This is a genomic window from Zobellia roscoffensis (assembly GCF_015330165.1).
GTDB lineage: Bacteria > Bacteroidota > Bacteroidia > Flavobacteriales > Flavobacteriaceae > Zobellia > Zobellia roscoffensis.
In genome coordinates, this window is the sequence record NZ_JADDXT010000002.1 from 1,658,928 (window position 1) to 1,673,378 (window position 14,451).

The 14,451-nt window shown below is 37.3% G+C and carries 11 protein-coding genes and 1 tRNA gene; 7 read left to right on the forward strand and 5 right to left on the reverse strand.

Features of this window, described 5'->3' with window-relative positions:
• Entirely contained in the window at positions 1-1,728 is a 1,728-nt protein-coding gene (locus IWC72_RS07020) for a RagB/SusD family nutrient uptake outer membrane protein (RefSeq protein WP_194529294.1), read from the forward strand.
• Between the two features lie 11 nt (positions 1,729-1,739).
• Positions 1,740-3,338 carry a hypothetical protein gene (locus IWC72_RS07025; protein WP_194529295.1) on the forward strand — a complete coding sequence of 533 codons (1,599 nt, stop codon included), beginning with the start codon at positions 1,740-1,742 and terminating at the stop codon, positions 3,336-3,338.
• A 136-nt stretch (positions 3,339-3,474) separates the two neighbouring features.
• Here IWC72_RS07025 and IWC72_RS07030 read toward each other — a convergent pair whose 3' ends face one another.
• Positions 3,475-5,058 carry a tetratricopeptide repeat protein gene (locus IWC72_RS07030; RefSeq protein ID WP_194529296.1) on the reverse strand — a complete coding sequence of 528 codons (1,584 nt, stop codon included), beginning with the start codon at positions 5,056-5,058 and terminating at the stop codon, positions 3,475-3,477.
• Between the two features lie 532 nt (positions 5,059-5,590).
• On the opposite strand from IWC72_RS07030, the gene IWC72_RS07035 reads away from it, so the two are divergent.
• Together IWC72_RS07035 and IWC72_RS07040 are read left to right on the forward strand one after the other, a co-directional pair.
• Positions 5,591-6,808, forward strand: a complete 1,218-nt coding sequence (locus tag IWC72_RS07035) for a glycoside hydrolase family 117 protein (protein ID WP_194529297.1) — start codon at positions 5,591-5,593, stop codon at positions 6,806-6,808.
• A gap of 196 nt (positions 6,809-7,004) precedes the next feature.
• Complete coding sequence (locus tag IWC72_RS07040) at positions 7,005-8,249, forward strand: glycoside hydrolase family 117 protein (protein WP_194529298.1); 1,245 nt, start codon at positions 7,005-7,007, stop codon at positions 8,247-8,249.
• Between the two features lie 379 nt (positions 8,250-8,628).
• Here IWC72_RS07040 and IWC72_RS07045 read toward each other — a convergent pair whose 3' ends face one another.
• Both IWC72_RS07045 and IWC72_RS07050 read right to left on the reverse strand, forming a co-directional pair.
• Positions 8,629-9,627 (reverse strand): LamG domain-containing protein, encoded by a 999-nt coding sequence (locus IWC72_RS07045; RefSeq protein WP_194529299.1) that lies wholly within the window; start codon positions 9,625-9,627, stop codon positions 8,629-8,631.
• A gap of 29 nt (positions 9,628-9,656) precedes the next feature.
• Positions 9,657-10,556 carry a 3-keto-disaccharide hydrolase gene (locus IWC72_RS07050; protein ID WP_194529300.1) on the reverse strand — a complete coding sequence of 300 codons (900 nt, stop codon included), beginning with the start codon at positions 10,554-10,556 and terminating at the stop codon, positions 9,657-9,659.
• Between the two features lie 306 nt (positions 10,557-10,862).
• Between IWC72_RS07050 and IWC72_RS07055 the strand changes: the two genes are divergently transcribed.
• Entirely contained in the window at positions 10,863-11,429 is a 567-nt protein-coding gene (locus IWC72_RS07055) for a VOC family protein (protein ID WP_226979514.1), read from the forward strand.
• Positions 11,430-11,590: 161 nt separating this feature from the next.
• Here IWC72_RS07055 and IWC72_RS07060 read toward each other — a convergent pair.
• Positions 11,591-11,664 (reverse strand) — tRNA-Ala (locus IWC72_RS07060).
• 75 nt (positions 11,665-11,739) lie between these two features.
• Positions 11,740-12,540: a universal stress protein gene (locus IWC72_RS07065; RefSeq protein ID WP_194529301.1), complete on the reverse strand. Its 801-nt coding sequence runs from the start codon at positions 12,538-12,540 to the stop codon at positions 11,740-11,742.
• Positions 12,541-12,590: 50 nt separating this feature from the next.
• Between IWC72_RS07065 and IWC72_RS07070 the strand changes: the two genes are divergently transcribed.
• Entirely contained in the window at positions 12,591-13,091 is a 501-nt protein-coding gene (locus IWC72_RS07070) for a GNAT family N-acetyltransferase (RefSeq protein ID WP_194529302.1), read from the forward strand.
• Positions 13,092-13,101: 10 nt separating this feature from the next.
• Positions 13,102-14,436: an MATE family efflux transporter gene (locus IWC72_RS07075; protein WP_194529303.1), complete on the forward strand. Its 1,335-nt coding sequence runs from the start codon at positions 13,102-13,104 to the stop codon at positions 14,434-14,436.
• Positions 14,437-14,451: the final 15 nt, after the last annotated feature.

A 14,451-nucleotide genomic window follows, 5' to 3' on the forward strand; every position in this document is an offset into this window, starting at 1 on the left:
ATGAGATCAATACATAAAATATTTATAAAGAGCATTGCAATTCTAGCACTGGTTGTTACTGGTTGCAATGAAAGTACATTTTTGGACGAATCAAATCCAAACGCTCTTACCGAAGAAAAGTTTTGGAAGAACGAGGGACATTTTAATTCTGCACTGGCCTCAACCTATGGAGCGCTTCAATACCGATCGGTAAGTGGGGCAGAGTTGGTACAAGAATTCGTTTTAGGGGATATTGGCGGAACCGAGTCTTGGTATAGACCTTATCCGTTTAGGAATTTGACCTATAGTAATGGGCAGGTTCATTTAACAAACAAATGGGAAGAGTTGTATGTGGGTATTTTTAGGGCCAACTCTATAATTTCACAACTAGAAATAGTAGAGGAAGATATTCTGGATGATGAAGTTAAGGCACAAATAGAAGGTCAGGCACGATTTTTAAGAGCATTCTTTTATTTTCAAATTGCCCATACGTATGGTGGAGGCATGATACATGATGGGGCAGCGCAATCTATAGATGAATTAAGCAAGCCCTTATCCAGTATTGAGGAGATAAACAATCACATCATTATTCCGGATTTGGAATTTGCCATGAACAATTTACCGGAAACTTGGGATGGTGCTGAAGTAGGTAAAGCTACCTGGGGAGCTGCTACTTCTCTACTGGGTAAAGTATATCTATACGATGAACAATGGGGCCAAGCAGCTCAATTATTTAAAGAAGTAATAGATTCTGGTGTATATAGATTAACCCGTAATATTGAAGATAATTTCACACATGAAAACGAGTTTAACGAAGAGTCTATTTTTGAAGTAAACTACTCGTTTGACATTAAGCCTGGTAATAGTGGTTTTGCCGAAGATGATACCACTAATGGTGGAGCAGGAGCAGAATCTACTACACTTAGTACAGAAGTAGGTCATTTACAATATGGAGCTTTTAATACGGTAATAGCTTCTTATAATCTTCATGAAATGTTAGTGAATGATGAGGTTGACCCTGATAACTCAATTAATGACGGCAACCTAGAGTCTCGCAGAATGAACTATACTATTGCTCCAAGAAACGGTGAAGGAGACTGGTACCTTGAACCTTTTGCAGAAGCCAAAGCCAATTGGGGCGGTGGGCAAAGTGCCTATGTAAAAAAACACTCAAACTGGTACCATCTTGACCAGGAGCCTCCTCGCGGTAGAAGCGGTATTAACTTTAGACACATACGCTATGCCGATGTTTTACTTATGTATGCCGAAGCAGTTCTAAATGATTCTGGAGATTTTATGACTGCAATGCAATATGTAGACATGGTAAGAAGCCGAGCAGGAGTTTACACCTTACAACAGTATATGGATATGAATGGCGGCATGTTTCCTCAATTACACGTAAGTAAACAAGTGCATGGGGATCAACCTTTAGTTGCTCCAAGTGTACAAACCGTACTGACCCATATTCAGCGTGTGGAAAGAACCATTGAATTATGTTTTGAAGGGCACCGTTATAAAGATTTAGTGCGTTGGGGTATTGTTAAAGAAGTTTTTGATGAGTTACGTGCCGATGAAATTTGGCGTGAAGATAATTTAGATGTTACCGGTCAAGGTGAGGCTCCTCTTTTTATATCGGGAAGAGTAAGGCCCGACTTTGTATTATCATCTCAAAATTATAAGTCAGATCAGCATGATTATTTTCCAATTCCTACTGGGGAAGTGCTAAACAACCCTAATATAAATAACTAAAATTGCTAGATATGAAACCATATAAATTTTTAACCATACTATCGGTTTTTGCCTTACTTGTTGTAAGCTGCGAAAAGGAAGAAGAACTAAATATAAATGATGTCAACCACCGTATTGTGGTAACCTCCGAACAAGATTTTGAAAACAAAGTCATTGTAGGTGGCCATATAGATTTTGGTGATATTTCCAGAGGGGTGGAGTCAAGAACATGGACTTTGCCGGACAATGCGCGTGTTGTTGGAGAACCGGGCAATACATCATCTAAGGACATTATCAAAGGTATTTTTAATAAAGCAGGTGTTTATGATGTTGTATTGAGTCAAAAATTTAAGGGTAACGTTTTTCCTAATGATGACAGTACAGAACCCATTAATGGTAGAGAGCTAGATACAACTATTGTTGTAACAGTTATAGACTCTATAAAGTCTGTATTAAAGGCATTTAGAATAAACCCGGACGGTTCTACCGGACCTGAAATTGACCTAGCAGACGGTGCTGAAAATGAACTTGAAGCCAGTAACGCCATTCGGTTATCTTACACCGCAATAGGTGAGCCTCAAGGGGTATCATGGAAATCTGAGGGAGGTAAACCAAACGCTATTAATATTAGCGATGATTCTGAAGTGGATATGAGGTTTAATAGGTTAGGGTCTTGGGATATTGAATACATTGCCTCTAGATTTAGGCCAACGGATGCAGATACCCTTTCTTTTGAAAAAGTAATAAAAGTTATTCCTTCTACCGCTCCAGTTACTTTAGACCGGGTGGCAGAAAGAAATGATAAAATTGCCTTAGAGTTTAGTAGGGAGATGGATGGCACTACGGTTAATGCCGCAGATTTTTCCGTTAGAATAGAAAACAATAGAGATGAAATGAACCCTATTGAACTTAGCCCTACTGTAACATCGGCCACTGTAGATAATAATGAAGCAACTATTGTTATTCTTGAATTGGACGGCGAACAGCTATATAATGATGACCAAGTTTTTGTAAGTTATACTCCTGGAAACTTAAGAACTGTTGATGAGGTTGAATCAGAAGCTTTTATGGATGCTCCGTTAACAGATTTTGACCCTCTAGAAAACCTTTATCCATCTACAGCATATGATTACGGTTTTGAAACATCAACACCAGAAAATTGGGCATACCTGGGTTGGGGAGCACATTGGGGCGAATATGATTTGAGTATTGGTGTGGCCAACACACGTACAGGAACAAAAAGTCTTGATATTAATTTTAGGCCTAATGGCGGAATGATCGTTGAACATAGGGATACCGGCGGAAATCCAGTTGTAATAACTCTTGAAGAAGGTAAAAGATATGAGTTTGGTTATTGGATCTATGTAGAAAGTAATCTATCAGGAGTTCCTTCAGGAACTGAATCCTCGGATATTAGGGTATACCCTTCAAACTGGGCTTTTGAACTGATACCTACCGTATTTACTCCTGATTTGCCTACTGGAGAATGGGTATATCAAAAGCAAGAATTTGATGCAGGTTTTACAGGTGAAATAAGTTGGTTCATTAGAGGGTATAATGAATTTCACCCACAAGACATTAAATTTTATATAGATGATATGTATTTAGCAGAGGTACCTGTTAGACCATAAATTTACTACCCCTAAGTCTTAACCGTCATTTTTTATATAACAAGGGGCAGCCTATTTAAAGGCTGCCCCTTTTTCATTGCAAATTATAGTGATTCTTTTTTGGGCGGTTTTATTGCACTGATCAGACAAGAAGAGTTTAAATGGTAGACATAAAATCTATAAGGTTTTCTCCTTTTTCCAATTTCAATTTCTTTCGCAACCTATATCTTGAGGTATGTACACTTTCAATTGTAATACCCAATAAAGAAGACATTTCCTTACTGGAAAATCCTAGTTTAACCAGGGCGCAAAGCTTTAAATCCGTTTGTCCTAAATCTGGATATTTTGATCTTATTTTTTCATAGAAACTTTGGTTTATAGAAGTAAACCTAGCTTCAAATTCTTTCCAATTGCCACCGGGGGAATTCTGAAAACCTTTCAGCATATTATGAATTGCTTTTGCATCTATGGCATCACTTTTAGAGATGTTCTGCTTTAATTTGGCAATAAATTCCTCTTTTTCGATGAGTTGAAGGGCAGAGGCCGTTAGTTCCCGATTTTTTAACATCATAACCTCATTGGTCTTTTGTTTTTCCAGTTTGTGTTTTCTTCTGAGGTTTCTAAATAATAGAAAACCGTACAAAAACATAAAAACTACTACTACGCCCATTAAGATGTTTTGTAAAAAACCTATCCTCTTTTGGTCTTCCAGCTTCTCTATGCGGACCTCTTTAAGCAGAGCTTTTTCTTTTTCTTTTTGAAGTCTATATCTATCCTTTATTTCAAATAAATGTTTGTGATTTTTACTTTTTCTTCCAAAGATGCTTTCGTTTAGTTCTTGCGCTTTATTCTTGTAAAAAAATGCTTCTTTGTAGTTGTTCTGATTATAATATATCTGAGACAAAACCTCATAGTTGAACAGCTTGTAGCCTAAATGCTTATTGTACATTTCCGAAAATCTAAGCGATTCTTTGTAATGCATTATAGCTTCTTCCAAATTCCCTTTAAGCTTATGTACCTCTCCCATTAAGAAATGGACAACAGTAAGATATGAAGGACTTTTCTGTTCAAAAAAGAGCTTAGTATCATTCAATGTACTCAATGCGTTATCATAATTTCCCGCCACAGCATCAAAATAGCCTTTCTCGGTCTCTACGTAATATGATTTTTTATTGGGGTCTATCTTTTTCAAGGAAAGTTCACAACTATCCAGATAAGTCTTTGCCATAACATAATTGTGGTTTACCCTATAACAGTTCACAATGGCAAAGTAGTTACTGACCAAATAATCCCTACTTATCTTTTTTTCCTTGAAAAGCTTCTTTTTGAGTTTTAGGGACATATTAAAATAACGCAATGATTCTTCTTCCCTTCTATAAGCGGTATATAGCCAACCTAATTCTTGGTAAATACGAGATTTGGAAATATCGTCATCAGATAGATCTGCTAAAATCAATGCTTCCCAATATCCATCATAAGATTTTCCGTAATCCAACACATTGTCATATACCCCCGATAATTGGCACAGGTTATTAATTAAATTTATAGTATCCTTTTGTTTTGAATAATAGTCAATACCCGCCTTCAGGTAATAAATAGCACTATCCAATTTTTTTGCCGTAAGTTGGTTTGCCTTCTCTATATACTTGTTTGTACCATAGGGCTCTTGGGCATTTGCACACAAACAGATAAAAAGAAAAACCACACTAAGCATTTTTAGCAATCTCGGACGCTTTATCATATCAAATAATTCTTACTCCTTAATTTAAAATCAACTAAACACTTAGAAAAACCAGACTGAACATGTGCCCTTCTGTGCTAGTCAAACTCAATATAGTATTTGATTAGTTGTAATTCATGAAAATGGGGTCGGTTTTTAAGAATGTTCAGTTTTTATTCATTAGAAAACAGAAGATTTTATCCGCTATTAACCAATATTTGTCAAAATAATCGATGAAAAATTATTGATACGTCAATTTCTGTTCGAATCTCACAAATAAAAAAAGTTGAGCCAAAACACTTGAATTTAAGAGTGGAGATGAAATAAGTCTGTAAAAAGGCTAAAAAAGTTAATAGACAAACTGGTAAAGCGTAAGCTAATTTCAAAACATTTGATAAAAAGGAGTATTACAAAACAAAACAATGCCAAAAATTAGAGAACCACTATTATCAATAAATAAGCAGTTCTTTTCAAAGAAAAATATACGGTCATTATACATCTCTAATTTGCACGTAATTACAAAATTCATATAAATTAAATAACAACAAATACAATGATTTCTAAAACCAAAACAATCTTATATCCATTTCTTTTTTTCGCTATGTTTTCATTTTACAGCTATGCTCAGGATACGACGTATGACCAGAAGAAATTAGACTCATTAGGGATAACTCAAGAACAAATAGACCATTTGGGTATTACGGATATAAATCACTTAAGCGCCGCCTCTAAGAGAGCTTTAAAATGGCCTACAGACCTTGGTAATGAATGGTTTATTCAGTTTTCAAACTTACAACCATTAAAAGGAGATCTAGCCTATGAAGAAGGCGTAGTACGTAGAGACCCTAGTGCATTAATAAAAGAAAATGGCAAATACTACGTATGGTATTCTAAAAGTACCGGACCAACACAAGGTTTTGGAGGTGATGTAGAAAACGACAAGGTCTTTCCGTGGGACCGTTGCGACATTTGGTATGCAACTTCAGAAGATGGAGAAACCTGGAAAGAAGAAGGTTTAGCGGTGCCTAGAGGTAAAGCTGGTACATATGATGACAGATCTGTCTTTACCGTTGAAATCATGAAGCATGAAGACAAGTATTACTTGAGCTATCAAACCGTAAAATCGCCATACACCGTGCGTGTAAAAAACCAAATTGGCCTAGCTTGGTCCAATTCACCAGATGGTCCTTGGACAAAAAGTAAAGAGCCTATACTAAGTCCTGCAGATAACGGAATATGGAAAGGTGAAGAACAAGATAGATTTGCTGTTGAGCGAAAAGGCGACTTTGACAGCCACAAGGTACATGATCCTTGTATTATTCCTGTTAATGGCAAGTTTCATTTGTACTATAAAGGGGAGCAAATGGGAGAGAAAATTACCTTTGGCGGAAGACAAATACGTCACGGACTTGCAATTGCCGACAAACCTGAAGGACCGTACATAAAAACACCATATAACCCTATTAGCAATAGCGGCCATGAAATTTGTGTTTGGCCATATAACGGAGGAGTTGCTGCACTAATTACTACTGACGGGCCTGAAAAAAATACAATCCAATGGGCTCCTGATGGTATTAATTTTGAGATAAAATCAGTCATACCCGGAGTAAGCGCACATGCTATAGGCTTAGACAGAAGTGCAGACAATGAAAAAGAACCAACGGAAATATTACGCTGGGGACTATCTCACATGTACAATAGCTGGGATTACCAGAGCATTATGAGCTTTACCTCAGAAAGAAAGACCCAACATAGGGCCAAAGGGGAATAAAATTTGAGTCGAGTTGAGTTTGTTTAGACTAGGACAGTACGCTACAAGTAGATGCTGTCCTTTTTAATAATTTGAATATTCTATAAACTTCAGTTTTCATATGAATTTAACAGTCAATTGAAATAAAATACATTCTACTATAGAACATTGCAATAAAAAAACCAATGAATATAAAATTATCAAAACCCACTTTTTTATGACAACAAAGGCTATCATTACTACAGTAACAAAGGTTGTTTTAGCATTGGTAGTAATAAGTTCAACTTCATGCCAGAATAAGGCACCTAAAACTTATGAAAGTGCTTCCTACAAACGTTTTCGTAACAACCATGTTTCTTATGAAAAGTACAATGAGTTTAATACTCAATTTAAGTTTGAAAAAATAGAAGGGTTTGATGACGGGGCTGAACGCTATTACCCATCTAGTGTAATAAAAGTAGATAATGAATATTACATGTGGTACTCTAAGCTTCAAATTAATACTGAAGTAGTGGGGCCCAATAAAGCCAACGATTCCCTAAGAGCTTTTCACTGGGATTTGTGCGATATTTGGTATGCTACCTCTTCTGATGGCTTAAAATGGAAAGAACAGGGAAGGGCAATTTCCCGTGGCACAGCTGGACGATATGACCATCGTAGTGTTTTTAATCCGGATATATTGTTTGCGGACGGTAAGTACTATTTGGGTTATCAAGCAGCAAAGAGTCTAGAGGATGCACGTTGGTCAAAACAATTTCCAACTTCAGGAGATTTTACTCCAAACGTTATTGGCATGTCCGTAGCCGACACTCCAGAAGGCCCATGGAAAGCATTGGACGAACCAATTTTACAACCCGGTCCTGAAGAAAGTTGGGATGCTGAGGTAATACACGAGCCCACCTTTTTTGTTAAAGGAGGGCAGTACTTTTTGTACTACAAAAGCCATGGCCGTTTACCATGGACACCCAATATATCTCCAGGAAAATTCAACAAAGAACATGCCGATATGCCCTTGGCTACCGGTGTTGCAATAGCCAATAAACCAGGAGGCCCTTACATAAAATCCAAGTACAATCCCGTTTTAATGGGTGGACACGGCAGCATGGTATGGCCGTATCGTAACGGTGTATGTGCTACGTTGCCGGAAGGACCGGAAAGGAACAGCGTTCTATTTTCTGAGGACGGAGTAAATTTTCATCCGGTAATCCAAGGACTGACCATTCCAAAAGGTGGCGGTGCCTTCCGTACAGGAAATTTTACCGATGTAGACGTAAGCCCTGGAAAAGGCATAACATGGGGAATTAGCCACCAACTGTACCCCGCATATCATTTTGTACGTTTTGAGTGCGATTTATCGTTAGAAAAAGGTAATAAAGTGCGCAAAGAATACCAAAAGGTAAAAGACTATATGAATAATGACGCGTATGATTATGATTCTAGTTTGAATATTAACCCAAAATAGATTGCAACTAATTATTTGGCTATTTTCCAGTTGCTAAAACTCTATTGATTTCTCATAAATTAGTGCGCATAGGTATGTACAATAATTATATACGATGTTTAGAAAGGCCCTAAAAGGCTTAATTTCTTCTCTCTTATTATAGCCAATATAAATATCTTTCAAGGCGGTCTTTAATCCAGTGCCACTGAAAAAAGGATAATAAGATATGGCGGGATATAGCCCAGTCGGTTCAAGCATATGGTAATAATTGAACTTTTATAAAAATAAATAAAAAATAAGGGGCATTGGTGTTAACCATGCCCCTAACCCATACTAAACAAACTGAAAAAAACTCAAATTAAACAAACTGTAATTTTATACCATAATAGGTTAAGCATTGTTATTTTGCTTCTAGTTTCCAGGTACGTACCCAATCTACACGCATTGTATTTTTAGTATCATCAGTTAGTTCCTCCTTTTGTGGTAAACCTCCTAAATAACACTCTTCGGACGTCCATAAATCAAATATTAACTCTAACTCTCTTGTAAAATCTTGATTAGTTGTGACGGTACCAGCTGGTTCACCATTTAAGTAAAATTGAACCGTTCTGGCATCTTTCCACCAAGCGCCAACAATATGGTAGGTTTCATCCCATGCCTTTCCTTTGTTAGGATTTGCATCCGATAGCATTCTGGTATCAAAATTATCTTCATGTCTTTCCGTTACTCCACCTTCGGCTATAAAATACTGAGAGTTCATCTGAGTAGGGAAGTCCCATGGGGTCCACGGAAAATTACTTGGTTTGGTAGACTGGTCACTACACTCCGGAGTTGGATTGGCATTATTTTCAACAATATCTATCTCGTCTCTATCATCAATATCGCCATTGTTCAGCCAAAACGTATTGAACGCAGAAATACTTGAAGTTTTCATACTGCACTCTGTATACATGGGGTAACTTATTTGCGTTTTGGAATGCACCCTTGCCGTTTGAAACCATTGGGAGCTGTCCTCGTCCAATGTGGCCTGTATGTTTAATTTGCCATCTACAACGCTAGAATTTTCACTTCGCATAGAAACAGGGGTGTTCCCATAATTCCAAAAAGAATTAAACCACTTTTCGTCATCCCATTCATCAAACTCATCAGACATGGCCTCGAACTTTACCCACTCCATTCCTTCCGGGGTTTCATCAACTACAGACACAAACGAAGGTAGATTAGGGTCTAAATCAGAAAGTTCAAAAGGTTCGATCTCATCTTCCTTGTCATCCTCCTTATCGTCTACTTGCACCGGATTTTCTGAATCTTTGTCCATTTCCGAAACGTCATCGGAATTTGACGAACACGCAACGAATGCATGTATAATACTCAAAATTAGAAATACGTTAATTTTCATATGATACTACCTTTATAGTTTAACCTCAATTAAAAAAGTGACTTTTGCTGCTGCGTAAGCGAATCAATCTGTCTTATTTTGATGTCCTTAAAAAACACCTCTGCAGCTTCACTCTGCAATTGAATTTTACCTTGGATAAGTGGCACTTCCTTACCGTTTTCATCTATATATCTTGAATCCTTTAAAATCATCACCACCTCTCCGTTCACTATATGCAAGCTTTTGCCTTCATAGCAAATCAAATCAAGCGTATTCCACTCGTCACGGGGCTTTTCATAATTTCCACTTCGCAAACAATAATTGTTATAAGGACTACCCATGCCAATAGGCAAATACTCCTGAGACTCATGGGCAAGTGGGTCCAAAACAGACTCTGGTTTATATGCCCTGATATCTATTGCAGAGTTGGCCTGGCTCCAAAAATCTCCTGTATGCCCTTCCATAATCTGAAATTCTTGAGAAAGCATCCATGAACGCCAGTATTCAACAGCCATTGGCCCCACAGAGTGGTATAGTATACCAGAATCTTTTAGCAATTCTTTTCGGTAGGCGTACGTTTTGTCTCCCCACTTGTACTTTAACTGAAAGTGGTAATTTTTATAATCGTTTTTGGTTATAAGACAACCATAATATTCTCCGGTATTCTTAATAATTGTTTCTTCACCATCTTGTATCGTCGAAAAAACGGTATACTCACTATTATTTAAACCAATGGGCGCAATTTCTTCTCCGTTTTCATCTAATGGTACGGAACCATCGTAACCGGGTTGATGTTGGTAACTTAAATAAGTGTCCCACTGAGTTAAATCTTTATCTATTAATTCTTCCCATACATAGGTTTCTTTAAGATTTTTTTGCTCTTCTTTTTTTACCTGAGAACAGGAAATTACAAGAAAGAAAAGTGGTACATAAAATTTACAATGTTTCATATTACGTATTGTTGGTTATAGCTGTTAGTCCTGCAGATTACTAATCGATTTAGAAGACAGATTACGATTGGAAAACCGGATTTTTTGGACTACTCAAAGCATGTGAGCATTGTAATTTTACAAAGAAATATCCACCAAAAGTTGTGATTGAATGACCAAAACTTAATTGTTCAGTTTTTATTGAAGAGACCAATGAAAGGTTGGTGGCCCTTCATTTTTAATATTCTAAATGTTCAGTTTTTGTTAAGTCATTTTAAGCTTAGTGTTACCTTATAATATCATAGTTTTAACAAAACGATATTTATTATGAAAGTTATTATGAAGGCTAATACTAGCCACAGAACAAAAAAAAACCACAGCTTACCAAGTTTAATTTGGAAAACCTGCTTCCTTGTAGCTTTTATATTAGCAGGTACAAATTATAGTTTTGCACAAACATCTGATTCATCTCCTAGTGAAATTGACAAAGTGAGTACGGAAGAGGCAAGGGTTACGGGTTTAAAATACATTAGTGTTCACGTTTTGGAGCTTGAGAAAACCTTAAAATTATATCGTGAAATATTGGGTTTTAAAATGGCGGATGCCGAAGTACTACACGGACCCGGACTTGAAGGAATGTTGGTAATGAAATTAAAAGCCGATGACTTAACCATTGGTTTATCGCTCACGGCTCCCGAATTTATAGATACAATAGGTCCTATAGGAAATACTAACCATAACCACTTTATGCTAAAGGTAAACGATATTGTCCCAATTGGAGATAAGTTAAAAAAAGAAGGTTACGAATTGGAAAATGAAAATTACGCTCGTGACAAATACACTTTTTTCGTAGGACCCAACGGGGAAATTATTGGCCTTTCTGCATGGGACTAGCTTAAATTGACCGCGCAAAAAATACTACTGCGAGAAGAAAAACACGGGAAGGATTGTAGTTGCCAAAGCATTTTAGATTCGGCCAACTTCTATTAAAACCTGTTTTACGTGAAAAACAAAAAAGCTTTGAAAGTATGACTTTCAAAGCTTTTTATTGTTTGTGGAGAATACCGGAGTCGAACCGGTGACCTCTTGCCTGCCAGGCAAGCGCTCTAGCCAGCTGAGCTAATCCCCCATTTTGGCTAGATGCAAAGAAAATACATTTTAACCTAGTTACAAAATAGTTAGGCAAGTAAATGAGGTAGCTTACTTAATCCTTTTTTACGCTTAAAACAAGCACGGGAATACGTGACGAAAATTCAGATTTTAATATGGTGTTCTTTTCCCAAAGCTTCTTAAAAAAACCTCTTTTATGTCTGAAAACACACAGTAAGTCTGGATGTTGAGATTGAAAACGTTCTAAAACACCTAAATATGTGGTTGGGGCTTCAGCCATGATGACTTGAGAACTAATGTCCATTAGTGCTGTGTTAATGCGTAAATCGGCATCAGTGTAACCGGGTGTTTTTACCATTAGTAAATTTACTGTGGAACGAAACTTGTTTTTAATCTGTATCAGCGGATTAAGAATGCGGTTTCTTTTTAAGATACCAGATTTAAAAGCGGTCAAAATTACTTTTGGAGGTGCAAATATGCTTCCTTTAGGTACAACTAAAGTGGGTATATCAGTCTGTTTGATAATTTTCCCTGAAGTATTACCCAAATAAACCTCTTCTGTAACATCGTTACTTCTTGGGGCCATAATAATCAGATCAATACCCAACTCCTTATCAATATCTTTCAATCCATCTACAATGGCACCATTATAAGTGGCTATTTTTATATCAATAGATTTAGTATCTATCTTTTCTATGACTTCCTTTAAGCGCTCTTTACCACTCTCGGCAAGCTTTTGTGGTACATTGGCTAATGTAGTTCCTGCTCCTGCGGAAACATTATAAACTTCCATAACATAGATTTTGGAAGAAAACTGAGAGGCGAAATCTACCGCATATTGTAAAGTTTGGTGTGCATCGGGAGATGTCCCAATAGGTACTAATATATGTTTCATATATCTTTGAATTTATCTTTTAAATTTACAATTAAATTAAACTAATCAAAATGATCAGGCCGGCAAAATTAACTGATATCCCTCAAATACTCACGGTTACCAAGGTTTGTGCTACGGCAATGATACAGCAGGGTATTTACCAATGGAATGAAAATTACCCGTCAAAACAAGCGTTTGAAACTGATATTGAACGAGGGGAGTTATACATTTTGCAGGAAGATAATCAAATTATTGGCAGTATAGTACTCTCTACTTTAATGGATGAAGAATATGTGCCCATAAAATGGTTAACGCCCACAGGTAAGAACATTTATATACATCGTGTGGCGGTTCATCCGGATTATCAAGGTAAAGGCTACGCCCAAAAAATGATGGCTTTTGCAGAGAATTATGCCCGAGAAAACAGGTTTGAGTCTATTCGTTTGGATACCTTCAGTCAAAACAAACGCAACCAAAGGTTTTATGAAGCCAGAGGCTTTCAGCGTTTGGGAGATATTTTCTTTCCAAAACAGAGTGAACATCCCTTTCATTGTTATGAATTAGTGTTGTAATTTCGCCCTCTTGAAGGCGGAAATCAATTTTAAGTCCATTAATAAGTTAGCTATACCAGCAACAGTTGCGGGTATTGCGGAACCGTTATTGTCCATTACGGATACCGCTATTGTGGGTAATATTACCGTAGACGGATTGGAATCTCTGGCTGCAGCGGGAATCGTCGGTTCTTTTCTATCCATGTTGATATGGATATTAGGTCAGACGCGCAGCGCTATATCAGCTATAATCTCACAATATTTGGGTGCAGGTCGCATAGAGGAAGTGAAAACCTTGCCAGCACAAGCTATATTCCTGAATATCGGGCTGAGTATTCTAGTACTGCTGTCTACAATTTTTATAGTTGAGGACATTTTTCAATTGCTCAATGCCACGGGAAAGATTCTCCAGTATTGTGTTTCGTATTATTCTATTCGTGTGTGGGGCTTTCCGTTAACCCTTTTTGTATTTGCCGTAATGGGTATTTTTCGTGGTTTGCAGAATACGTATTACCCTATGTTGATTGCTATTGTTGGGGCCGTTCTTAATGTGGTGTTGGACTTTATTTTTGTGTACGGAATAGAAGGTGTTCTTGAACCTATGTATTTAGAAGGTGCCGCATGGGCAAGCCTTTTGGCACAGGGTGTTATGGCTATTATTGCTTTTGTATTGTTGATTACAAAGACCAATATAAACCTACGCTTACAATTACCCGTTCATAATGAATTGGGTAGATTGGTCATTATGAGCCTGAATCTTTTTGTACGGGCATTGGCTCTAAATACTGCTTTGATCTTGGCGGTTCGCGAAGCTACTGAACTGGGACCAAAATATATTGGAGCACACACCATAGCGGTCAATATCTGGTTGTTTTCCGCCTTTTTTATTGATGGATATGCCGCTGCGGGAAATATTATGGGCGGTAGGCTTCTGGGTGCTAAAGATTATGATGGCTTATGGTTACTTGCCAAGAAAATATTGCAGTACGGACTTCTAGTAAGTGTGGCATTGGTTGCCGCAGGATTTCTGTTCTATAAACCGATCGGACTTATTTTTTCAAAGGAAACGGTGGTGCTTCATGCTTTTTATGCCGTGTTTTTTATTGTGATTTTAGGGTTGCCCATGAATACCGTTGCTTTTATTTTTGATGGAATTTTTAAGGGGATGGGAGAAATGAAATACCTAAGAAATACCCTGTTGGCAGCTACCTTCTTGGGTTTTGTTCCTGTTCTTTTCTTTGGAAAATATATGAATTGGGGTCTTTACGGAATTTGGATAGCTTTCACCGTTTGGATGGCCATTCGTGGCGGTGCCCTGGTCGTTAAGTTTATAAGAAAGTTTCGGCCGCTCTTGAAAAACCCCTAATTTTAAAAGTACATT